The organism is Nocardia amamiensis NBRC 102102 (genome assembly GCF_001612745.1).
GTDB classification, from domain to species: Bacteria; Actinomycetota; Actinomycetes; order Mycobacteriales; family Mycobacteriaceae; genus Nocardia; species Nocardia amamiensis.
In genome coordinates, this window is the sequence record NZ_BDBA01000211.1 from 1 (window position 1) to 21,143 (window position 21,143).

Sequence of the window (21,143 nt, forward strand, 5' to 3'; positions counted from 1 at the left end):
CCGCCGATCTGGCCTCGGCCGGAACGCCCATCCCGGCCGGTGAGGCCTCGCGCGGCGCCACCGAGGCCGCCGCGTTCTGCACGGCGGCGGGCACCAACGGCGCTTCGGCGGGACGGACCGCCCCGACCAGGGATCTCGCACCGCGCATCTCGATCGAGGACCTGCCAGGTATGCGCGGCCAAGCCGCGAGACTGAGCGAATGGCTCAGCCTCGCGCTGGACGAGCCCGAGCTGCTGCGCACACTCGGCGCGAAACCACATCTCGGCGTGCTGATCACGGGACCCGCGGGCGTGGGCAAGGCGACGCTGGCCCGCGCGGTCACGGCGCGACGGCGCGTCGTGGAACTGGACGGCCCCACCATCGGCGCGGCCGAGAGCGGCGCGCGGCTGCGCGAGGTCGCCGAGGGGGTGGCCGACATCGGCTCCGGCCAAGGCGGCGTCCTGCTCGTCACCGATATCGACGCCTTGCTGCCCGCCGATCCCGAACCGGTCGCCACGCTCATCCTCGACCAGCTGCGCGCGGCCATCGCCGAACCGGGCGTCGCGCTCCTGGCGACCACGGCGCACCCGGTCGGGATCGACCAGCGGCTACGGTCCCCTGACCTGTGCGACCGCGAACTCACCCTGCCCCTGCCCACCGCCGCCGTGCGCAGGGCGCTGCTGGAGCAACTGCTGCGCCGAGTGCCGACCGAGGACCTGAAACTCGACGAGATCGCCGCGCGCACGCCGGGATTCGTGGTGTCCGATCTGGCAGCGCTGTGCCGAGAAGCGGCGCTGCGTGCGGCGTCGCGGGCCAGGGAGCAGGGCGAGCCGCGGCTCACCCAGTCCGACCTGCTCGGCGCGCTCGAGGTGATCCGGCCGCTGTCCCGGTCCGGGATGGAGGAGCTCGCGATCGGCAGCCTGAGTCTCGACGACGTCGGCGACATGGCGGAGACCAAGCAGGCGCTGACCGAGGCCGTGCTGTGGCCGCTGCGGCATCCGGACTCCTTCGCCCGGCTCGGCATCGACCCGCCGCGCGGCGTGCTGCTCTACGGCCCGCCCGGCTGCGGCAAGACCTTCCTGGTGCGCGCGCTGGCCGGTACCGGGCAACTCAGTGTGCATGCGGTCAAGGGCGCCGAGTTGCTGGACCGGTGGGTCGGCTCCTCCGAGCGCGCGGTGCGCGAACTCTTCCAGCGCGCACGCGATTCCGCGCCGTCGCTGATCTTCCTGGACGAGGTCGACGCGCTCGCTGCCCGCCGCGGGCAGAGCGCCGACGCTGGCGTCGGCGACCGGGTGGTCGCGGCGCTGCTCACCGAGCTCGACGGGGTGGAACCATTGCGCGACGTGGTGGTGCTCGGCGCGACCAACCGGCCCGAGCTGATCGACCCGGCGCTGTTGCGGCCGGGCAGGCTGGAACGGCTGGTCTTCGTGCCGCCGCCGGACGCGGCGGCGCGGCGGGAGATCCTGCGCACCGCGGGCCGAGCGGTGCCCTTGGCCGACGACGTCGACCTCGACGCACTCGCGCACGAGTTGGACGGATACTCCGCCGCCGACTGCGCCGCGCTGCTGCGCGAGGCCGCGCTCACGGCGATGCGCCGGGATGTGGACGCCGCCGATGTGACCGCGGCCGACGTCATGGCTGCCACCGCGGTAGTGCGCCCCTCACTCGACCCGCTACAGATCGATGCGCTGCGCCGCTACGCGCACGATCGCGGCCAAGCCGCGGCCAGCGAGGGCCGCTACCTCTGATCGAGCCGAACAGAGCACTCTGTCGGTAAACCACATCTTCGTGCATCTTTCACACTCGAGACATTTCTGAGCGAATCACTAGCAATTACAAGATCGCGCGAGCACCGCGGGTAAGTTCGACAACCGTGCGCAGGATCGGGGAGGTGGTCGACGCGACGACGGCGTTCATGGGCGCCGTTGTGGCGGGCGTCACACTGTTCCTGCCGGTCAGCGTCACCACGCAGCAGCAGACCACGCCCTACCGGATCGCCGGTCTGCTCAACAGCGTGCCGCGCAGCGCGGCGCTGGGGGTGATCGTCGCCGTCACGGTGGCCGTCTTGGTCAGCACGACCTCCCGTCCGCTCACCGGGTGGGCGACGGCGACGGCAGGCGCGCTGGGGCAGCTGATCAACCACTTCGCCGGGCGCCAAGGGTCGACGGCGGAGATGCTCACCACGCAGAATTACATCGACTCGGTGTTCGGCGCCATCCTGCTGGGCGGTCTTGGCGCGGTGGTGCTACGCAGGCTGCTGCCCGGCGCGGCGTTCGCGGTGGGCGCCGTCGGGTTCTTCGCCTTCGGCGATCTCGCCGAGTTGCTGGATATCGACGCCGATCCGTACGCGGTGCTGGAGACCCCGCCGCGCTGGATGATCGGCGCGGCGCTGGTCTTGCTGGTGATCAGTACCTTGCACAACTGGTCGCGCGCCGAAGAGCCGAAGACGCCGCGCATGGCGATCGCGCTGCCGGTAACGCCGATCCTCGCCGCCACGGTGCTCGCGCTGGTGATCCTCGCGGGCACCGAATGGCTGGGCCGTCAATACGCCAAACTGCCCGACGAGAGCCATGCGGTCGAAATCGGGATCGTCGTGGCCGCGACGATCATCAGCGCGACGGCTGCGGCCATGCTACTGCCCGGTCGGGATGGTACCGGGGTGTACCTGGCCGTGAGCTTGTCCGCGGCGGTCGACGCGGTGGGTTACGCAGTCCGGCCCGGCTGGAGTGCGGTGCTGCTGATCCCGCTGGCGGCGGCCGGTGTCGCGCTCGGCATCCGACTGAGCTCGGCCGCCGTCGCCGTCCTGCTGGTCGCGGGCATCGCGATCTTCGCGACGATCACCTCGACCACCGCGAGCACGGTGGGCTTCGCCGCGATCAGCGCTGTCATCGCGCTGACTGCGGGCTATTGCTGCGGTACGGCACGTCCGCGCTACGCGCCCAGCGGCGTACTCGGGCTCTCCGCGCTCTATCTGCCCTCGGCGGTCTCGGTGATGCCCGACAAGCTGGAGCACTGGCACGCCGAGGTGCCGATGCACGACCCGACACCGGGCCGCACCGCGCTTGTCATCATCATCGGCAGTGCGATCGGAATCGCCGTGCTCCGGAAATTCCGGCCCCGCAGCAAGCCACGACCGAAGGGACGACCCGAGAGCGAATCGTTAGCGGATATATAGCTTCGGCCTCGAGATATAGCCGACGCCATACCCGCCCACCCCGCGAAAAACCCAGGCTTTTGCGTAGGATTGTCCCGGACACCCCGCCGCCGCTACTCGACGGAGTGAAGTTTGCTCGCAATCCTGCTCCTCCATGCTGCCGCCGCTCTGGTGGCGCCGCTGTGGGTGCGGGCACTGGGACGCAACGCTTTCTACCTGCTGGCATTGGTCCCGCTCGGCTGCCTGGCTTGGGTGTTCGCGAATTGGTCTGACTCTCAGCGAGTTCGGCTGACCTGGGCGCCGAGCATCGCGATGAACATCGATCTGCGTTTCGACACGCTCGCGGCCGTGCTGTCCGCACTCGTGCTGGGCGTCGGAGCGCTGATCCTGGCCTACTGCGCCAGGTACTTCGAGGACGACGAACCGCGGCTCGGTGTGTTCGCCGCCCAGCTGGTCGCCTTCGCAGGCGCGATGTTCGGGCTGGTGACCAGCGACAACATGCTGCTGCTCTACGTGTTCTGGGAAGCGACGACGGTCTTGTCGTTCCTGCTGATCGGTCACAACGCCGAGCAAGCCGCCACCCGCAGGGCCGCCATCCAGGCGCTGCTGGTGACCGGCGCGGGCGGGCTGGCGATGCTGACCGGCATCGTCGTGCTGGCCGAAGCGAACGACAGCTACTTACTGTCGGATCTGCTCGCCACGGGAACTCCACCGAGCGGTACGGCCGCGAATATCGCGGTGGCGCTGCTGCTGGTCGGCGCGCTCACCAAATCCGCGGTGGTGCCAGTGCATTTCTGGTTGCCCGGCGCGATGGCCGCACCCACACCGGTGAGCGCGTACCTGCACGCGGCGGCGATGGTGAAGGCCGGTGTGTACCTGGTCGCCCGGCTGGCGCCGGTGTTCGCGCAGAACCCGGTGTGGCATCCGCTGGTGCTCGTCCTCGGGCTGGCGTCCATGCTGCTGGCGGGCCTGCGGTCGCTCCAAGTCGTAGATCTGAAGCTGGTGCTGGCCTTCGGCACGGTGAGCCAGCTGGGATTCTTGATCGTGCTCGCCGGCCTCGGCACGCCGGACGCCGCGCTGGCCGCGATGACCATGCTCATCGCGCACGCGCTGTTCAAGGCGTGTCTGTTCCTGGTGGTCGGGATCATCGATCACGGTGCGGGCACACGTGATCTGCGCAGGCTGTCCGGGCTCGGCCGCCGGGCTCCGGTGCTGTGCGGCACCGCCATCCTCGCCGCGCTGAGTATGGCCGGTATCCCGCCGCTGCTCGGCTTCGTCGGCAAAGAGAGCGCGCTGAGCGCCGTTCTGGACGCGGATACGCTCACCGCGCCGGGCCGCGCCGCGGTGTTCGCGGGCGTGGTGCTCGGGTCGATATTGACGGTCGCCTACAGCTTCCGGTTCGTCTGGGGCAGCTTCGCGGACAAGCACGTCGCGCTACAACCCGCCTCCGGCGCCACGCCGGTCGCCCACCATCCCAGCGAAGTGCCGGTCGAGCGGGACCAACCGGAAGCCGCGGATCGCGGCGTCCGCTGGCATCCGCCGGGTGCCCTGTTCCTGGCACCGCCCGCGCTGCTCGCGGTAGCGAGCCTGGTGGCCGGTCTCGCGCCGTCCTGGCTCGACGCGCGAGTGCGTCCCTACGCCGAAACGCTTCCCGGACAGCAGCTTTCGTACCTCGCGCTCTGGCACGGCGGCAACGCCGCGCTGGTGTCGACGGTCCTGATCGTCGCCGTCGGCATCCTGCTGTACCGGCTGCGCGACCGCTTCCCCGAATCCGCGCACCCGCGGCTCGGCAATGCCGACCGCGCCTACGACGCGACGCTGCGCGCGATGGACAGGCTGTCGCTGCGGATGACCGCGGCGGTGCAACGCGGCTCGCTGCCGCTGAGCCAGGCGGCGATCCTGGTCACGCTGGTCATCCTGCCGATCGCGCTGCTGGCGCTGGGCACCCGCACCGGAGTCGCACTGCGCCTGTGGGATTCGCCGCTGCAACTGGTCATCGGCGCGATCATGGCGGTGACCGCGCTGGCCGCGACGGTGCTGCGCAATCGTTTGGCGAGCGTGCTGGTCGTCGGGGTGACCGGCTACGGCTGCGGTGTGGTCTTCGCCCTGCACGGCGCGCCCGACCTCGCGCTGACCCAATTCCTCGTGGAAACGCTGACCCTGGTGATCTTCGTCCTGGTGCTGCGGGCCTTTCCGGCGACGATCGAGGCGAGCAGGACGACCGCGTTCAAGACGCGCAGGGCGATCCTGTCCGCGGTGGTCGGCGTGGTGGTCGCGGTGCTCGCCGGTTTCGCCGTGGCGGCACGCACCACCGAACCCATCTGGCATCGGATCCCGGATGCCGCATACGCATTCGGCGGCGGCAAGAACGCGGTCAACGTGCTGCTCATCGACATGCGCGCCTGGGACACCCTCGGTGAGATCTCCGTGCTCGTGGTCGCGGCGACCGGTGTGGCCTCGCTGGTGTTCCGCAGCAGGCGTTTCGGCAGCGCGCCGCGCGCCGCGGACTCCCCCGACTACGACCCCGATCTGGTGAGCTGGCTGCCCGCGGGCCGGTTGGTCGCCCGGGCCGAACGGTCGATGGTCCTGCAGATCACCACCCGCCTGGTGTTCCCGACCATCATGGTGCTGTCGGTCTACTTCTTCTTCTCCGGCCACAACGCACCCGGTGGCGGTTTCGCGGGCGGGCTCACCGCGGGGCTCGCGCTGACGCTGCGCTATCTCGCGGGCGGCCGCTATGAGCTCGGCGAGGCGCTGCCGGTCGACGCGGGTCACATTCTCGGCGCGGGCCTTACGCTGGCGGCGGGGACTGCGGTCTCCTCGCTGCTGCTGGGCGCGCCGCCGCTGTCGTCGGCGATCTTCGAGGTGACGCTGCCGGTGCTCGGTCACGTCAAGGTGGTCACCGCGCTGCTGTTCGATCTCGGCGTGTATCTGATCGTGGTCGGCTTGGTCCTGGACGTGCTGCGCAGCCTCGGCGCGCGCCTCGACAGCGAGCTTGCCGACGCCGAGACCACTTCGGAGCAGGGGGATTCCGGCAGATGACAGCGAATCTGACGCTATTGGTCGTGATCGGCGTCCTGGTCTCGTGCGGTGTGTACCTGATCCTGGAACGCGCCGTGTCGAAGATGCTGCTCGGGTTGATCCTGTTCAGCAACGCGGTGAACCTGCTGATCCTCACCGCGGGCGGCGGCGACGGCAAACCGCCCATCCGCGGCGAGAGCGATACCCCGGCCGAGGACATGGCCGACCCATTGGCCCAGGCCATGGTGCTGACCTCGATCGTGATCACCATGGGCGTCGCGGCATTCGTCCTGGCCCTCGCCTACCGCGCCTACATGCTCACCACCACCGACGACGTGGCCAACGACCAGGAAGACGTGGACGTCGCCCGGCGGCGCGCGGGAGAGGACCCGGAAACGTGAACCTCCCCCCGGGCCTGCTGCCGGTCCTCGCCCCACTGCCGGTACTCGTGCCGCTGCTCGGCGCCGCGGCCACGCTCGTCTTCGGCCGCAGGCCACGCGTGCAGAGCGCGGTCAGCTTCGCCGCGCTCGCCGGTGTCGTGGTGATCTGCGGGTTGCTGCTGTTCCTGGTCGACCGGGACGGCACCACCGCGCTGCAAGTGGGCAACTGGCCGGTGCCGATCGGCATCACGCTGGTGGTGGACCGGCTGTCGGCCGCGATGCTGCTGGTCTCGTCCATCGTCTTGCTGTCGGTCTGGCTCTACGGCGCGGGCCAGAACATCCGCGACGGCGACGAACGGCAACCGACCTCCATCTACCGGCCCACCTATCTCGTTCTGACGGCCGGTGTTTCGGCCGCGTTCCTGGCCGGTGACCTGTTCAACCTGTTCGTCGGCTTCGAGATCCTGCTCGCCGCCTCGTTCGTGCTGCTCACCGTCGGCGCGACCACCGAGCGCGTCCGCGCGGGCGTGGCCTACGTGATGGTCTCGATGGTCTCCTCGCTGATCTTCCTGACCGGCATCGGGCTGACCTACGCGGCCACCGGAACACTGAACCTCGCCCAGCTCGCGGTCCGGTTCGGCGCGGTGCCGGAGGGTACGAGGACCGCGATCTACGCGGTGCTGTTGGTGTCGTTCGGCATCAAGGCAGCCGTCTTCCCGCTGTCCAACTGGCTGCCCGATTCCTATCCGACCGCCCCGGCCCCGGTGACCGCCGTCTTCGCCGGGCTGCTCACCAAAGTCGGCGTGTACGCGATCATCCGGACGCACTCGCTGCTGTTCCCCGAGGGCGGCTTCGACTCGGTGCTGCTGGTGTGCGGTCTGCTCACCATGCTCGTCGGCATCCTCGGCGCCATCGCGCAGAGCGACATCCGCCGACTACTGTCGTTCACGCTGGTCAGCCACATCGGATACATGGTTTTCGGGGTGGGGGTGGCCAATACGGCCGGACTGGCGGGCGCGGTGTTCTACGTGGCGCACCACATCCTGGTGCAGACCTCGCTGTTCCTGGTAGCCGGACTGATCGAGCGGCAAGCCGGATCGACCTCGCTGCGCAGGCTGGGCGGGCTCGCCACCGCCAGCCCACTGCTCGCGGTGCTATTCCTCGTGCCCGCCCTGAATCTCGGTGGTATTCCGCCCTTCTCGGGGTTCATCGGCAAGGTCTCGCTGTTGCAGGCGGGCGCCGAGCGAGGCAGCGCGCTGGCCTGGGTGCTGGTCGGCGGAGCCGTGCTCACCAGCTTGCTCACCCTCTACGCCGTCGCGCGGGTGTGGAGCAAAGCGTTCTGGCGTCCACGGGAGGATGCGCCCGAGGGGCATCTCACCGCGGCGCGGCCACCTACGCTGATCGAGGAATCGACCGTCGTGCACTACGACGAGCGCATCGATCCCGGCCGGATGCCGGTGCTGATGGTGCTGTCGACGGCGGCGCTGGTCACGGTCGGCCTGGGCCTGACGGTGCTGGCCGGGCCGATCCTCGCCATCGCCGACCGCGCCGCGGTCGATCTGCGTGATCCAGCCGTGTATATCGGTGCGGTGCTGGGTGGTTCGCCCGACGACCCGGGAGCATTGCGATGAGCGACGAGCAGACCACGCACGGCACGCGGCGCGACACCGTAGTGCGGATCGCCATTCTGGTCTGGCTCACCCTCGTCTGGATCGCGCTGTGGGGCGATCTCAGCGTGGCCAACCTGCTCGGCGGGCTGGTGGTCGCCACACTGATCATGGTGGCGCTGCCATTGCCGCGTGTGCCGGTGGCCGGACGGCTGCGCTTGCTTCCGCTGATCGAATTGCTCGTGGTCAGTGCGTATTACGCGCTGGAGTCGAGTCTTCAGGTCGCCTGGTTCGCGATCCGCCCGGCGCCGACGCCGGTGTCCGGAGTACTGCGGGTGTACTCCGGCACGCGGTCGGATCTGGTCCTCGTGTTGTGGGCCGACCTGCTCAACCTGATCCCCGGCACCATGGTGCTGGAGATCGACCGCAGGCGCTGCGTGGTCTATGTGCACGTCCTCGACGTCGGCAGCGAGGCCGCCGTGGACAAGTTCTACCGGACCACCCGGCGGCTGGAACGCCTGCTGATCGAAGGGTTGGAGCGCCCGACCGGATGGCCGTTCGCCCGACCGACCTCGCCACCGGAGGTGACCCCGTGACCGTTGTCGCCATTCTGGCCGCCGTCTTGCTGGCGGCCGCCGCTCTGCTCACCACCTATCGCGTCGTGGTGGGCCCGAGCACGCTGGACCGAGTCGTCGGCGTCGACTCGCTGATGGCCATCGCCGCCTCCGGACTGGCCGTGTGGGCGGCATACAGCGCCGATACCACGCCGATCCCGGCGATCGTGGCGCTGGCGCTGGTGGGCTTCCTCGGTTCGGCCGCGGTGTCGCGTTTCCGAGTGCGGGACGACACATGAACCTCTGGCACGTGGTCGCGGGATTCCTGATCCTGTTCGGCTCGACGCTCGCGCTGACCGCCGCGATCGGGCTCGTGCGCTTCCCGGACACCCTGACCCGGATGCACGCCGCCACCAAACCCCAGGTGATCGGGCTGATCCTGGTGCTCGCGGGCGCCGGGATCCAGCTGCGCGGGCACGGGGACGTGTGGGCGCTGGCGCTGGTCGGGCTGTTCACGCTGCTCACCGCACCGGTGATCGCCCACCTCATCGGCCGCACCGCCTACCGTGAGCAGCGCCACCGCGACGGGCTGCTGCGCGTCAACGAGATGCGCGACGACGACGTCGAGTAGAAGAACTGCGTAGCCGGGTATGCGCGCTCAGCGCACGGCGTGTTCGACCTCCCGCCGCTCCTGCTCCGGTTCCCGCACGCTCGCGAACCAGGTCGCGTGGAATGCCGCGGCCAGTCCGGCCAGCAGTCCGAGCACGACCGTGCCGGCGAGCACCGGGTAGTCGGCCATGGGCACGGCAAGATACCGGTAGGACAGCAGCAGCGTGGCCAGTACCGCCGCACCGCCGGCGACCAGCCGGATCCGGAACCATCCCCAGCCGCGCTCCGGCTCGCGCAGCGCGGACTCGACCGTGAGGCACAGCACCGCACCCGCCACCAGGTCCACGCCGTAGTGGTAGCCGAAGCCCAGGGTGGCCGCCAGGGTGGCCAGCAGCCAGAACGCACCGCCCCAACGCAGCCAGCGTGGCGCGGGCGCGCCGTCCATGTCGCGACGGGTGTGCAGGAAGACCGACAGCGCCCAGGCTGTATGCATGGACGGCATGCAGTTGCGGGGGATCGCCGCGTCGAACGGCAACGGCATCGGATTCCGGTCGATCGGCGGCACGACACCGGGCCAGTAGTTGCCCAGCTGCAATCCATTGCCGTCCGGCCCGTATGCGAACATCGGCCCCACGACCGGGAACAGCACGTACACCAGCGGGCCGATCAGCCCGAGCACGAGAAATGTGCGCACCAGATAGTGCGATGGCCAACGGCCCGACGACATCACCCCGCGCAGCTGCCACACGGCCACGACAATCGCGGCCACCGGCAGCTCGATGTAGACCCAATGCAGCACCGCGTAGACCACCGGCCCCAGCGCGTCGATCGCGCGACCGAGCACCCAGGACGGATCGCCCAGCGCGTGGTCGGCGAGGATCACGTACTCGTCGAGCACTGTCGGCGTGCCGATCATCGTGATGTGCAGCCACACGTCGCCGACTTTGGTGGCCAGGATGAGCAGCGCGCCCAGCGCTGCCGCGTGCAGTGCGTGGCGCCGTTCGGTGCCCGTCCAGCGCAGCCAGGCCAGCAGCGCCAACGCGGTGAGCACGATGACCGGGCCATTGCCGATCGCGAACGGTTCCCCGGCCAGCAGCCGGGCGCAGGCCCACACCACATCGATGGTCACCGCGACACCGACCGCGACCAGCCTGCGCCGGACCGAAATACCCACCAGCGCAAGGATCAGCCCCGCCCACGGAACCGACATGGACTTGGGTGTGCCGACGTAATCCCGCCACAGGCTGTCCAGCGGTCCTTCGAAACCCTGCCGAATGGCGATGACCTGCAATGCGATCAGCAGAACGGGCACCGCGGCCACCGCCGCCGCCACCCCGGTCCGGGTCCGCGACTCGCGATTGCGCGCGACCGCGCTTCCTACTCTGACACCCGGGTTTTCGACAAGCACGACGACCATAGTAAACAGGGGGTGAACGACATCCCCCTGGCCAGCTGAACAGCAACCGACTTGCCCGCGGCGCGTTCGCTACTGGTTCAGCTCCTTGACCAGCGCGTCCACCACCGCGACCAAATCGCCCTGCGACGCCGCGGCAACCCGGCGCTGCCGCTGATACGAGGCGCCCCGCTTCGGGATCTCGGCGACCGATGCGAGCTCGGCGGCGCAGCCGATCCGCGCCGCCGTCGGCTCCAGCCGGTTCAGCAGGTCATCGAGGTCGTCGGTGACCAGCCGCTCGTTGCTGTCGGCGTCGGTGATGATGATCGCGTCCAGCCCGTACCGGGCGGCCCGCCACTTGTTCTCCTGCACATGCCACGGCGGAAGGGTCGGCATGGTCTCGCCCTCCACGACGCGCCGATCCAGGTCGACGATCAGGCAGTGGATGAGCGCGGCCATCGCGGCCAGTTCGGCGCGCGTGGAGATCCCGTCGCACACCCGAACCTCGATCGTGCCCCACTTCGGCGCCGGGCGAATATCCCAGTGCATGCCGCCGAGCTGGGTGAACACACCGGTCTTGAGCTGGTCGTGCACGAAATGCTCGAACTGCGACCAGTTTTCGAACTGGAACGGCAGGCCCGCGGTCGGCAACTGCTGGAACATCAGCGTCCGGTTGCTGGCGTAGCCGGTGTCCGAACCGGACCACATCGGCGAGGACGCGGACAGCGCGAGCAGATGCGGATAGGCCAGCAGCAGCGAGTTCAGGATCGGAAAGACCTTGTCGCGGTGGGACACTCCGACGTGCACGTGCACGCCCCAGATCATCATCTGGCGGCCCCACCACTGGGTGCGCTCGATCAGCTCGTCGTAGTGCTCCGAGCGGGTCAGCTGCTGCGCCGACCACTGGGCGAAAGGATGGGTGCCCGCGCAGAACAGGTCGACCCCGAGCGGGTCGGCCGCGCGCCGCACGGTCTCCATGGTGCCGGACAGGTCCTCCACCGCCGCGCCGACGGTCTCGTGCACACCCGTGACGATCTCGACGGTGTTGCGCAGCAGTTCCTTGGTCACCTGCGGTGTGCCGTCGTGGGCGCGCAGGTCACCAACCGAGTCGAAGACCGCCGCCGCGGTATTGGACAGGTCGCGGGTCACCTTGTCGACCAAGGCGATCTCCCATTCGACCCCGATGGTGGGCCGGGGCGAGCCACCGAAGGGAACGTGTTCGATTCCTGCCCCGGCCATAGGACACCGTTCTACTGAATGACGCCACAGGCGACACGACCGCCAGCATCACCGGTCGCCAGTGTCGTCTCGTCCGGGCCCGCGACGCCGTCGGCGCGGACATAGCGATTCGGGATGTTGCCGAAGTTGTCGGAGTCGGCGTGGATGATCAGGGCCTTGCCCTTGATCTCGTCCAACGTGACCGAGTCGGTGGTGGTGACCAGCTTCGCGGAGCCGTCGGAGCGCACCTCGAGCGAGGTCAGGTCACCGCTGGCCGGGTGCGCGTTGGCGCTGCCGACCTGCAGATGGCCGCCCGCCGAGAGGAAGTCGCCCGCCGGTCCACCGGTCGGGGCGACCGAGTTGGGTTCGCACTTGCCCACCGAGTGAACATGCAGGCCGTGGAAGCCGGGACGCAGGCCGTGCGCCTCCACCGTGACCTGGAGATGATTGCCGTCCTTGGCGAAGTGCGCGGTGCCGACCGAGGACCCCGACGAGTCCTTCAGCTCCACGTTCACCCCGGGGTCGGTGTGCGGCGTGCCGTGCTCGGTGGCATGCTCGCCTGCCGGAGCGGGGGAACCGGTCCACACCGGCGGCGTGGTGCCCTTGACGTCACTCGACTCCTGGCTGTTCGTGCAGGCGGCGAGGCCGAAGACCGCGACCGCGAGCAGCGGTGTCGCAGTCCGCCAGGACGGGCGTCGAGTAGTGGACGGGGCCATCGGGGAACTCCTTTACGAGTACCGAGTTTACGAGTAAAGCTGGGTGGACACGTTCGTTACCGCACAGAATGATGCCACGCCCGCCGTTTCGCGCCCCCGACCGGGCCGCCCGACTTCTTCCTCCGTCCGGCGCACACGAACGGCGGCTTACACCCCTCAGTTACCCGTGACGATCACAGTTACACCCGGCGCCGAATCCCCGATCGCGCTCGATTTCGGAGCGACGGCCGCGTCGAGCTCGTCCGCGATGGCCTGGGCCGCCTCCTTGTCACCAGGCGAGTTTCCGTAGTAAACGGTGGTTTTCGGGATATTGGTCCCTGGATAGTTCCCGGTTTCCGCGATCGTCCACCCGTTCGACGAGAGCTGGGTCGCCGTCTTGGCCGCGAGCCCGGCCACCATGCTGTTGTTGAGCACGCGTACCGGCACCGAACGGGCCGCTACGCTGCTGGTCGCCGCGGCCGTGCCGGTCGGCGCGGCGGTTGCCTTGGGCGCCGTGGTGCCGGCCGGGACCTGAGGCGCCGCGGTCGCGGTGGTGGTCTCGGGCTGACTCGGTCCCGAGGCATCGGTGTCGGCGTCGGAATTCGACAGCGACATCGCGCCGAGACCTGCGAAGACGATGGCCAACGCGATCAGCACCATCGCCAGGGCGCGCAACGGTGGCCCACCGGAGGTGGGATTCGGGTAGCTCACCCCCGCGAGCCTAGTCGCACCGGGTGGGTCCAGGCCCGCATCACCGGGTCAGACCTGGAAACCGAGTCGCCGCGCCGCCCGCGCCTTCTGTCTGCTCGCTCGCAGCCTGCGCAGCCGCTTCACCAGCATCGGATCCGCGGCGAGCGCCTCGTTCCGGTCGACGAGGGCATTGAGCACCTGGTAGTACCGGGTCGGCGACATGCCGAACAGCTCGCGGATCGCTTCTTCCTTCGCCCCCGCGTACTTCCACCACTGCCGCTCGAAGGCGAGGATGTCGAGATCGCGCCGGCTCAGACCGTTGCCGTCGCCGTGGTCGGCATGCGCCGATTCCGCCGTGCCCTCGCCGCTCGCGGAAGGGCCGTCCTGGATCTCGGAAAGATTCCGTGCCGCTGCGCCGTCCATCTCGCTCCCTCGCCGAGTAGCCACCAGACGAAAATGGTGCTTGTACGTCGCGGATCATTCAACCACGCGCGTCGTGAAACACCCGGGCCACGGCGCGGCGTGTTCGCTACCAGCCGGTAGCCAGGCGCGTCGTGGTTGCGGCACCCGCGGCGCCGCGCCGAGGAACCCACGGCAATAATTGGCCCATGGCAATCCTCCCGATCGTGATCGTCGGCGACCCGGTTCTACACAATCCGACCGAGCGGGTCACCCAATCGCCGGAGGAATTGGCTCCGCTCATCGCGGACATGTACGACACGCTGGACGCGGCGCACGGCGTCGGACTCGCGGCCAACCAGGTCGGCGTCGGCCTGCGCCTGTTCGTCTACGACTGCCCGGAGCTCGGCGCGGACGGCACCACGACGCGCCGGCGCGGAGCGGTGATCAACCCGGTGCTGGAGACCTCGGAGATCCCGGAGACCATGCCCGACCCGGACGACGACGAAGAAGGCTGTCTGTCGGTGCCGGGCGAGCAGTTCCCCACCGGTCGCGCCGAATGGGCCAAGGTGACCGGCACCGACGAGCACGGCAACCCCGTCGAGGTGGAGGGCAAGGGATTCTTCGCCCGCATGCTCCAGCACGAGGTCGGTCATCTGGACGGGTTTCTCTACGTGGACGTGCTGATCGGCCGCAACGCACGGGCGGCGAAGAAGGCGATCAAGCGCAACGGTTGGGGCACACCGGGTTTGAGCTGGCTGCCCGGCACCGACCCCGACCCGTTCGGGCATGACGACTGACCCCGGCGCCGGTCTGCCCGATATCCCGCTCGGCCGCCGCGTGGTGCTGCGCTATCAGCTGCCAGCGGGCTATCCGCAACCGCTGACCGATGTGATCGGCGAGCTCGTCTCGCTGGACCCGCCGACCGTGCGTGGCGCCGACGGCCAGGTGGTGTCGGTGGCGCCGGACCGAGTGGTCGCGCTGAAAGCCATCGGACCACGGCCGATTCGCACGAAAGAGATCCGCGCTCTCGAAGCCGCGGCCGCCTACGCCTGGCCGGGCATCGAGCACGCCTGGATCGACGGATGGCTGGCGCGCGCGGGCCATGGCTACACCGGCCGAGCGAATTCCGCTGTGCCACTGGGTAGTTCCGAGCGCCCGCCGGTCGCGTCCGCGGAGACGCTGCACCGGATCGGCGAGTGGTACACCGCGCGCGGCTTGCCGCTGCAACTCGCGCTGCCCGATCGGCTCGCCCCCGTGCCGCCCGGCTGGCGCAGCTGGCGGGAGACGCTCATGCTGGCCATCGATATCGGCAATTTCGTTCTGCCGCAGGGTCCTCCGATGGTCCGCATCGCGCCGGAACCGAGTGACGACTGGCTGGCAATGCACCGCTACAGCGGCGAAGACCCCGCCGCGCAAGAGCTTTCGGCTCCCCTGCCGGTTCCCGAAGTGCTGACCGCGGTGCACGACGGCGAACTCGGCTTCGCCTCGCTCGGCCTGCCGCGTCCCCTGGCGATCGGCCGCGGCGCGCTCACCACCGCGCCGGACGGACGGCGCTGGGTCGGCCTCACCTGCGTGGCGGTCGCCGCCGCCCACCGCAGGCACGGGCTCGGCTCGCTGGTCTGCGCCGAGCTGCTGCGCTGGGGCAGCGACCGCGGTGCGACGCACGCGTACCTGCAGGTGGAGGCCACCAACGCGGCCGCCGTCGCGATGTACCGCGAGCTGGGTTTCGTCGAGCATCACGCCTACCGGTACGCGGCGCCCGCGCCTCTCGCCGAACCCGGCGGCCTGCGGTAGAACAGACCTGTCACCACTCGTGAAGGAAGGCCTTTGGTGCGTCTCGCCACCTGGAACGTCAACTCGATCCGGTCCCGCCTGGATCGGGTCGCGGACTGGCTGGACCGCCAGGACATCGACGTGCTGGCCATCCAGGAGACCAAGTGCCGGGACGATCAGTTCCCCTTCGAGCGCTTCGACGAGCTCGGCTACGAGGTGGCCCACCTCGGCATCAATCAGTGGAACGGGGTGGCGATCGTCTCCCGGGTCGGCCTCGCCGACGTCGAACTCGCCTTCCCGAACCAGCCGGGTTTCGACCGGGACGCTGGCGACGCGCTGATCAGCGCGCCGGTGGTCGAGTCCCGCGCGATCGGAGCCACCTGCGGCGGTGTGCGCGTCTGGAGCCTGTACGTGCCCAACGGCCGCACGCCGCACGATCCGCACTACGCCTACAAGCTGGAATGGCTTGCCGCGCTGCGTGACAACGGTGCGCGCTGGCTGGCCGAGGATCCGCAGGCGAAGATCGCGCTGATGGGCGACTGGAATATCGCCCCGACCGACGACGATGTGTGGTCCGTGGAGTACTTCGCAGACAAGACGCACACCTCGCAACCGGAACGCGACGCCTTCCACGCCGTCGTCGACGCCGGGTACGCGGACGTCATGCGCCCGTTCGCGCCCGGCCCCGGTGTCTACACCTACTGGGACTACACCCAGCTGCGTTTTCCGCGTAAAGAGGGGATGCGCATCGATTTCATCCTCGCGTCCCCGGCGCTGGCCGCCACCGTGACCGACGCGGCGGTCGACCGGGAGGCGCGAAAGGGTAAGGGCGCCAGCGATCACGCTCCGGTGATCGCCGAATTCACCGACAGCCCGCAGCACCGGTGACGCGGCCGTCGCAATCGCCCTTCCCACGCCGGACCAGCGGGAATCGGGCGACCGGAACTCCTAGGTCGAGCGGCGTGGGCCGCGATCAGGCCGCCAGGCAGCGGCAGCGGGCGCAACATCTCGGCCCGCAGCGGCGCCGCCCGCAGGTACTCGACACCGCGCTGGCCATCGCCGTGGAGGACGGCATCGCCGCGGTCACCATGGCCGCCATCGCGGAACGCATGAATGTGACCAGGCCGGTGGTGTACGCCTGCTTCGCCGATCGCGTCGAGCTGATCGAGGCGCTGATCCAGCGGGAGGAGGGCTACCTGGTCGGCGGCGTGCTCGAGGTGGTGACGCCGTACGACCCCGACCCCGACGAGACCGTCTTCGTCGCGGGATTCCGCCGGCTGTTGACGAAAGCCGCGGAGCGACCCGACGCGTGGCGGCTGGTGTACGGCAATCCCGATCCCGCCGTGGCCAAGTCGTTCGGTCGCGGCCGCGCCCTCGTCGTCGAGCGCTGCACCGAGTTGTTGCGGCAGACGCTGCGCGCCTGGGGCACCGAGGACGCCGAGCGCAAGCTGCCCGTGCTGGTGGAGCAGTGGGTATCCGCTGGCGAGGCGGCGGTGCGCGCGCTGCTCGCGGACCAGGACGGCTGGACACCGGAGGACCTGGGCGCGTTCGTCGGCGCCGCGGTCTACCGGGCAACGCGGAACGCCTGAACAGCTGACATTTGTTCGACGAAGACGGGCGCTGCTCGGCAATTCGACAAGTCAGCGCGCGGATATCCGGCAAAAGTTTGCGCTGTCGGGTCACGTTTCCGCTCCGCCCACGGTCCCGGTCACTACGATAATGATCAACTATCCGACCACCGGCTGGCGGAGGAGCGGTCATGGCGTTCTATCGGCACGTGGGTGCGGTACCGCCGAAGCGGCACACCCAGCACCGCGACGAGCATGGGCGGCTCTACTACGAGGAGCTGATGGGCGAGGAGGGCTTCTCCGGCGACTCCTCACTGCTGTATCACCGCGGCCTTCCGCCCGCGCTCGTCGATTCGACCGTGTGGGAGCTACCCGATCAGACCACGAAGCCGAATCATCCACTGCGCCACCGGCATCTGCGACTGCACGCGCTGTTTCCCGGCGACGCCCCGGCCGAGACCGATCCGGTCACCGGGCGGCGGCTGCTGCTCGCCAACGCGGACGTGCGCATCTCGTACGTGGCCGCCAAGGGCGGATCACCGCTGTACCGCAACGCCATCGGCGACGAGCTGGTGTACGTGGAATCGGGTGCGGCGATGGTCGAGACCGTATTCGGTCCATTGCCGGCGCGCCAGGGCGACCAGGTGCTTATCCCGCGGGCCACGACTCACCGCTGGCGACCCACCGGACCGGAACCATTACGCGCATACGTGATCGAGGCGACCGGCCACATCACACCGCCCAAGCGCTACCTGTCCAAGTTCGGCCAGCTGCTCGAACACGCGCCGTACTGCGAACGCGACCTGCACGGACCGACCGAGCCGATCACCGCTACCGGCACCGACGTGGAGGTGCTGGTCAAACACCGGCCCGGCGGACAGGTCGTCGGCACGCGGATGGTCTACGCCACCCACCCGTTCGACGTGGTCGGCTGGGACGGCTGCCTGTACCCGTTCACCTTCAACATCGCCGACTTCGAACCGATCACCGGGCGCATCCACCAGCCGCCGCCGGTCCATCAGGCTTTCGAAGGCGGCAACTTCGTCATCTGCAATTTCGTCCCGCGCAAGGTGGACTACCACCCGCTGTCGATCCCGGTGCCGTACTACCACTCCAACGTGGACTCCGACGAGATCATGTTCTACTGCGGCGGGAACTACGCTGCGCGAAAGGGGTCCGGGATCACGCAAGGCTCGGTATCGGTGCACCCCGGCGGCTACGCACACGGACCGCAGCCCGGCGCCTACGAGAACAGCATCGGCGTCGAGTTCTTCGACGAACTGGCCGTCATGGTGGACACCTTCCGCCCGCTGGAACTCGGCGAAGGGGCGCTGGCCTGCGAAGACCCGACCTACGCGTGGACCTGGTCCGGGCGAGGTCCGGCGTGAGGACGCGGGTAGAGGTACCCGCCGACTCCTTGTTCGGCCCGGACAATCTGCCCTATGGCGTGTTCGCACCGACCGGGCAGGACTTCCGGGCGGGTGTGCGGTACGGGGACACAGTCATCGATCTAGCTGCGGCCCTTGATGATTCGGTGTTCGCCGGTCCGGATTTGAATGGTTTTCTGGAGCAGGGGCCGGCACGCTGGCGCGAAGTACGTGAACAGATCCGAGAACTCGTAGACCACGAGATCGATGATGCCGCAGTGCATCCCGTCGCCGACGTCGCGCTGCGGCTGCCGGTGCGGATCGCCGACTTCGTGGATTTCTACGCGAGCATCGATCACGCGACGAACCTCGGCCGCCTGTTCCGGCCCGACGCCGACCCGCTGCTGCCCAATTGGCGTCACCTGCCGGTCGGCTACCACGGCAGAGCAGGCACCGTAGTGGTCTCGGGCACCGAAGTGACTCGACCCTGCGGTCAACGCCCAACTGATTCGGGCACACCGGATTTCGGCCCTTCCCGACGCCTGGACATCGAAGCGGAGCTCGGGTTCGTGATCGGCCTCGGCTCGGACCTCGGCGCGCCAGTCGAGATCGACCAGTTCGCCAACCGCGTCTTCGGCGTCGCGCTGGTCAACGACTGGTCCGCCCGCGACATCCAGGCGTGGGAATACCAGCCGCTCGGCCCATTCCTCGGCAAGTCGTTCGCGACCTCGATCTCGCCGTGGGTCACCCCACTGGCCGCACTCGAGTCCGCACGGATACCGCTACCCGAACAATCCCCCACGCCGCTGCCCTACCTGCGCGGAACGCAAGACTGGGGCCTGGACATCGATCTCACCGTGACATGGAACAGCCAGCCGGTCGCATATCCGCCCTACTCCCGGATGTACTGGTCACCAGCGCAGATGCTGGCCCATCTCACCGCGAACGGCGCCTCCACCCGCCCCGGCGACCTATACGCCTCCGGCACCATCTCCGGCCCCGCCCCGAACCAGCGCGGCTCCTTCATCGAACTGTCTTGGGGCGGAACCGAACCGATCCTGGTAAACGACCAGAAGCGCACCTTCCTGGAAGACGGCGACGAGGTCACCATCACCGCATCGGCTCCAGGCCCTCAGGCGGCACGAATCGGACTAGGCGAGGTCACCGGCCGAATCCGCCCCGCCCACACGCTCTGACACCCCGGAATTGGTACCTCCGGAATCGAGGTCTTAGCAGAAGATCCTGCGGTCACTACCGTTTTTCACCGGAGGAGGAACCGATCCGGGGTATGCAGAGAGAAGGATTATGAAGCGCTCGTTATCCGGACTCGCCGTAGTCGGCGCCCTGTTGATCCCCGGCCACTTCGCCACCGCGACCGCCTCGGCAGCCCCCGCCACTGTGGCTGACTCCGGATCCGCCTCCACCGGTTCGGGCTGCACCTCCAGCCAGCCGCCCACCTGCAGTTCCCCCCTCGCCTACCTCTTCGTCCAACTCGTCGAGGTCCTCGCCACCGGCTCCGCCGCCTCCCGCTGACGCGTTCTCTGCCGACTCTGCGCTGCCCCAATCTGTCGGCGCAACAGATGGGGGCGGTTGTCCTCTGCCTACGGGCTGATCGACCCGCCCCCAACGTTTCCGGATTACGACCCGTGCCATCTATGCGTGTGGGCCATGATCAGACCGCAGCCGATCCAGCGCCGCCACAATGTCACCGCGTGATGTACTCGGCGTGAGAGACGGCCTCGTCCCACACCTGATTCCGCACGGCCCGGCAATGCCCGACGATAACCGGGTCTTGCGTAAACGCACCCCCACGAACTGGCCTGACGGCTCGAAGACGGTGAACGCCACGAGTTTGTCATCGAACAGCCAGAAGTCGTCCGTGGTCAGCTCGGCGGGGTCGATCAGGCGCCGAGCCAGGTAGCGGATTTCCTCGCCCGCAGCGATGTTCTGATGGGCGACGACGAGTGACCAGCGGGTGTAGTCCGTGTGGCTCGGTGACCACGCGAGCACGCCGCATCCGCTTACCGCTCGATGTGATCGCATGAACGTCATCCGCCCAGCTCTTGGACCATTCGTAGTCGTCCGGCTCCCCGGCGAGCAACTTACGGAACGGTTCGTCCTCCTCGGGCGTCGAGTAGGTATCGAGCACTTTCCAGGTGATATGCGGTCCGGTCGAACTTGTGGAAGTCCTCATCGACCGCCTCACTTTGCAGCAGCTGCATCCCGCCTGATCTTCCTTCCTAGAGGTACCGAAGCCATTCGCTCACAGAGGATCTCAGACCCGTTCTGGGTAGCGCATCGCATGACGTCGACGCGTGACCACGGGCAGCTCCAGCGTCGCATCGGCGGCCATCGCGAAGTACTCGACGCTATGCCGTCCCGGTGCACGGGATGTGGAGCGACGGCGGCCCAGCATGTACCCGAGCATGAACGACCCAACCACGGCGAGCGCGAAGACGGTCACGACCATAGCGACTCGCAAGGCAGGGGCGTCATGTCGTCGCGGACGTCATCGTCTATCAGCACGGGAACACCGAGCCATGCCCCGACGTCTTTCGCGTACAGAATCGCTGCTTGCTTCGCCGCACTGTAGTCGAACACAAGAGGCCCGAACACGATGCGCACGTGGCATTGATCGTCTTGCACACCAAGCCCTTTCGGTGAACGAATTGGCTCTGAGCCGGGTGAACGACAGACGTCGAGCTCACCCGGCCCATTGCAGATGAACCTAAG

General features: G+C 68.7%; 22 protein-coding genes and 1 pseudogene. 15 read left to right on the forward strand and 8 right to left on the reverse strand.

What is annotated here, in order from left to right; genetic code table 11:
• The 8 genes from NA4_RS30910 to mnhG all read left to right on the forward strand — a co-directional run.
• The coding region (locus NA4_RS30910; protein WP_157129397.1) for an AAA family ATPase at window positions 1–1,727 on the forward strand (1,727 nt) is incomplete at its 5' end.
• 143 nt (window positions 1,728–1,870) lie between these two features.
• On the forward strand, window positions 1,871–3,154 hold the full coding sequence (locus tag NA4_RS30915) for a hypothetical protein (protein ID WP_067478130.1): 1,284 nt from the start codon (window positions 1,871–1,873) through the stop codon (window positions 3,152–3,154).
• A gap of 111 nt (window positions 3,155–3,265) precedes the next feature.
• On the forward strand, window positions 3,266–6,175 hold the full coding sequence (locus NA4_RS30920; RefSeq protein WP_067478133.1) for a Na+/H+ antiporter subunit A: 2,910 nt from the start codon (window positions 3,266–3,268) through the stop codon (window positions 6,173–6,175).
• Entirely contained in the window at window positions 6,172–6,555 is a 384-nt protein-coding gene (locus NA4_RS30925; protein WP_067478136.1) for a Na(+)/H(+) antiporter subunit C, read from the forward strand. Before NA4_RS30920 ends, NA4_RS30925 begins: the two co-directional genes overlap by 4 nt.
• Window positions 6,552–8,165: a Na+/H+ antiporter subunit D gene (locus tag NA4_RS30930; RefSeq protein WP_067478139.1), complete on the forward strand. Its 1,614-nt coding sequence runs from the start codon at window positions 6,552–6,554 to the stop codon at window positions 8,163–8,165. The genes NA4_RS30925 and NA4_RS30930 overlap by 4 nt, the downstream gene beginning before the upstream one ends.
• Window positions 8,162–8,737 (forward strand): Na+/H+ antiporter subunit E, encoded by a 576-nt coding sequence (locus NA4_RS30935; RefSeq protein ID WP_067478142.1) that lies wholly within the window; start codon window positions 8,162–8,164, stop codon window positions 8,735–8,737. The genes NA4_RS30930 and NA4_RS30935 overlap by 4 nt, the downstream gene beginning before the upstream one ends.
• Window positions 8,734–8,994 carry a monovalent cation/H+ antiporter complex subunit F gene (locus NA4_RS30940; RefSeq protein ID WP_067478179.1) on the forward strand — a complete coding sequence of 87 codons (261 nt, stop codon included), beginning with the start codon at window positions 8,734–8,736 and terminating at the stop codon, window positions 8,992–8,994. Before NA4_RS30935 ends, NA4_RS30940 begins: the two co-directional genes overlap by 4 nt.
• A complete protein-coding gene (gene mnhG, locus NA4_RS30945) occupies window positions 8,991–9,326 on the forward strand; it encodes a monovalent cation/H(+) antiporter subunit G (protein ID WP_067478145.1) in 336 nt (111 codons plus the stop codon). The genes NA4_RS30940 and mnhG overlap by 4 nt, the downstream gene beginning before the upstream one ends.
• A 27-nt stretch (window positions 9,327–9,353) precedes the next feature.
• Here the strand turns inward: mnhG and NA4_RS30950 are convergent, their stop codons facing one another.
• The 5 genes from NA4_RS30950 to napA all read right to left on the reverse strand — a co-directional run bounded on the left by NA4_RS30950 (window position 9,354) and on the right by napA (window position 13,723).
• Window positions 9,354–10,721, reverse strand: coding sequence for a phosphatase PAP2 family protein (locus NA4_RS30950; RefSeq protein WP_084497619.1), 1,368 nt, complete (start codon window positions 10,719–10,721; stop codon window positions 9,354–9,356).
• Between the two features lie 69 nt (window positions 10,722–10,790).
• Window positions 10,791–11,936 (reverse strand): glutamate--cysteine ligase, encoded by a 1,146-nt coding sequence (locus tag NA4_RS30955; protein ID WP_067478149.1) that lies wholly within the window; start codon window positions 11,934–11,936, stop codon window positions 10,791–10,793.
• A gap of 11 nt (window positions 11,937–11,947) precedes the next feature.
• The gene (gene sodC, locus NA4_RS30960) at window positions 11,948–12,631 is read right to left on the reverse strand and encodes a superoxide dismutase[Cu-Zn] (RefSeq protein ID WP_067478152.1); all 684 of its coding nucleotides are present in this window, start codon (window positions 12,629–12,631) and stop codon (window positions 11,948–11,950) included.
• A 156-nt stretch (window positions 12,632–12,787) separates the two neighbouring features.
• Window positions 12,788–13,321, reverse strand: coding sequence for a LytR C-terminal domain-containing protein (locus NA4_RS30965; protein WP_084497620.1), 534 nt, complete (start codon window positions 13,319–13,321; stop codon window positions 12,788–12,790).
• Window positions 13,322–13,369: 48 nt separating this feature from the next.
• Window positions 13,370–13,723, reverse strand: a complete 354-nt coding sequence (gene napA, locus NA4_RS30970; protein WP_067478158.1) for a nucleoid-associated protein NapA — start codon at window positions 13,721–13,723, stop codon at window positions 13,370–13,372.
• A 185-nt stretch (window positions 13,724–13,908) separates the two neighbouring features.
• Here napA and NA4_RS30975 point away from each other — a divergent pair, with 185 nt between their 5' ends.
• From NA4_RS30975 to NA4_RS31005, 7 genes are all read left to right on the forward strand, one after another.
• Complete coding sequence (locus NA4_RS30975; protein ID WP_067478159.1) at window positions 13,909–14,499, forward strand: peptide deformylase; 591 nt, start codon at window positions 13,909–13,911, stop codon at window positions 14,497–14,499.
• Entirely contained in the window at window positions 14,489–15,496 is a 1,008-nt protein-coding gene (locus tag NA4_RS30980; RefSeq protein WP_067478161.1) for an N-acetylglutamate synthase, CG3035 family, read from the forward strand. The genes NA4_RS30975 and NA4_RS30980 overlap by 11 nt, the downstream gene beginning before the upstream one ends.
• Before the next feature lie 36 nt (window positions 15,497–15,532).
• Window positions 15,533–16,363, forward strand: coding sequence for an exodeoxyribonuclease III (locus NA4_RS30985; RefSeq protein WP_067478185.1), 831 nt, complete (start codon window positions 15,533–15,535; stop codon window positions 16,361–16,363).
• Between the two features lie 74 nt (window positions 16,364–16,437).
• Window positions 16,438–17,064: a TetR/AcrR family transcriptional regulator gene (locus tag NA4_RS30990; protein ID WP_067478164.1), complete on the forward strand. Its 627-nt coding sequence runs from the start codon at window positions 16,438–16,440 to the stop codon at window positions 17,062–17,064.
• Between the two features lie 170 nt (window positions 17,065–17,234).
• The gene (locus NA4_RS30995) at window positions 17,235–18,431 is read left to right on the forward strand and encodes a homogentisate 1,2-dioxygenase (RefSeq protein ID WP_067478166.1); all 1,197 of its coding nucleotides are present in this window, start codon (window positions 17,235–17,237) and stop codon (window positions 18,429–18,431) included.
• Entirely contained in the window at window positions 18,428–19,606 is a 1,179-nt protein-coding gene (fahA, locus tag NA4_RS31000) for a fumarylacetoacetase (protein ID WP_067478188.1), read from the forward strand. Before NA4_RS30995 ends, fahA begins: the two co-directional genes overlap by 4 nt.
• A 109-nt stretch (window positions 19,607–19,715) precedes the next feature.
• Window positions 19,716–19,943 carry a hypothetical protein gene (locus NA4_RS31005; RefSeq protein ID WP_067478169.1) on the forward strand — a complete coding sequence of 76 codons (228 nt, stop codon included), beginning with the start codon at window positions 19,716–19,718 and terminating at the stop codon, window positions 19,941–19,943.
• Between the two features lie 120 nt (window positions 19,944–20,063).
• On the opposite strand, the pseudogene NA4_RS31010 reads toward NA4_RS31005, so the two are convergent.
• The 3 genes and pseudogenes from NA4_RS31010 to NA4_RS42265 form a co-directional block, all read right to left on the reverse strand.
• Window positions 20,064–20,604, reverse strand: a pseudogene (locus NA4_RS31010) (DUF6879 family protein).
• 81 nt (window positions 20,605–20,685) lie between these two features.
• Window positions 20,686–20,874 (reverse strand): hypothetical protein, encoded by a 189-nt coding sequence (locus tag NA4_RS31015; protein WP_157129398.1) that lies wholly within the window; start codon window positions 20,872–20,874, stop codon window positions 20,686–20,688.
• Window positions 20,871–21,143 (reverse strand): hypothetical protein (locus tag NA4_RS42265; protein WP_218022472.1); only part of this gene is annotated, 273 nt, incomplete at its 5' end. The genes NA4_RS31015 and NA4_RS42265, both read right to left, overlap by 4 nt.